The organism is uncultured Campylobacter sp. (assembly GCF_938045625.1).
Lineage (GTDB): Bacteria > Campylobacterota > Campylobacteria > Campylobacterales > Campylobacteraceae > Campylobacter_A.
This window is the reverse complement of sequence record NZ_CALIAV010000089.1, coordinates 1-1,117: the sequence shown is the minus strand read 5'-3', so window position 1 is coordinate 1,117 and position 1,117 is coordinate 1. Positions and strand designations below refer to the sequence as shown.

The following is a 1,117-nucleotide window of genomic DNA, read 5'->3' as shown; positions in this document are numbered from 1 at the left end:
TACTAGCAGCAGGTGGATTTTGCCGCGACGTATTCTTTAGACAAGTCCAAGATCCGTCTATCTTGCCTACCACAGATAGCACCAACCACCCGGGCGCAACCGCAGGCGCTATGAAAGAGGCGTTTAGAATCGGCGCAACTCCAGTGCAGCTAAGCTGGATACAATTCGGTCCATGGGCATGCCCTGATGAAAAAGGCTTTGGCGTTGGCTCTATGTTTAACGTAAACGGAAGCTTCCGCTACGGAATTTCAGTCGATCCAAGAACCGGCAAACGCTATATGAACGAGCTAGCGGACCGCCGCACTCGCTCTCAAGCTATGTTTAAAGTAATCGACGCAAAAGCAAATATCTATCCTATCAACTTCTGCGATAGCGAGGGCGTAAAAAACATGGTCATACCTGAACACTACACTAAACCGCTAGAATCAGGCGTACTAAAGAAATTTGAAACTCTAGACGAACTAGCGGCTTTTTATAAAATCCCTGCCGCAGAGCTTAAAAAGACCGTCGAGAGATATAATAGCTTCGTTAAATCGGGCAAAGACGAGGACTTTGGCAAACCTATGGATAAAACCACTACAAACGGCGTAGATATCTCTAAACCGCCATTCTACGCTATGCGCGGTACGCCAAAACTCCACCACACTATGGGCGGTATCGACATCAATACCAAAGCTCAGGTTATCTCGCTACAAACAGAGATGCCGATTCCAAGACTATTTGCCGCAGGCGAGATCACAGGCGGCGTACACGGAGCTAGCCGCTTAGGTAGCGTGGCGATCGCAGATTGTCTAACGTTTGGTATGATAGCCGGTGAGAATATAGGCTAATTTGCGGCGTCTTTCGGACGCTTTTTGCGGAGCTTGCTAAAATTTTGCTTGGCAGACTATTTTGTCTAGCCTGCGCAAAATTTTAGCCGCGCAACCCCAAAAATCGCCTCGAAATACTTGCAAATATTATTTCGTATCGCAGGCTAAATTTAAGATTAAATTCGAGAATTCGGCTTGCGATACTTTTAAATTTAAAGCCGAATTTGCAGTTAAATTTGTAAATTTGACATCCGAAAGGAATTCGCATGAAACATAAAGCGTTTCTCGCCTTGTGCGCATCTATGCTA

General features: G+C 45.8%; 2 protein-coding genes. One reads left to right on the top strand and one right to left on the bottom strand.

Translation table 11 applies throughout. The features are described from left to right. Positions 1–830: FAD-binding protein (locus tag Q0386_RS08415; RefSeq protein WP_299029731.1), on the top strand; the 830-nt coding region annotated here is incomplete at its 5' end. Positions 831–912: 82 nt separating this feature from the next. Here the strand turns inward: Q0386_RS08415 and Q0386_RS08410 are convergent. Then, a partial coding sequence (locus Q0386_RS08410; protein WP_299029727.1) for a hypothetical protein occupies positions 913–1,117 on the bottom strand: 205 nt, incomplete at its 5' end.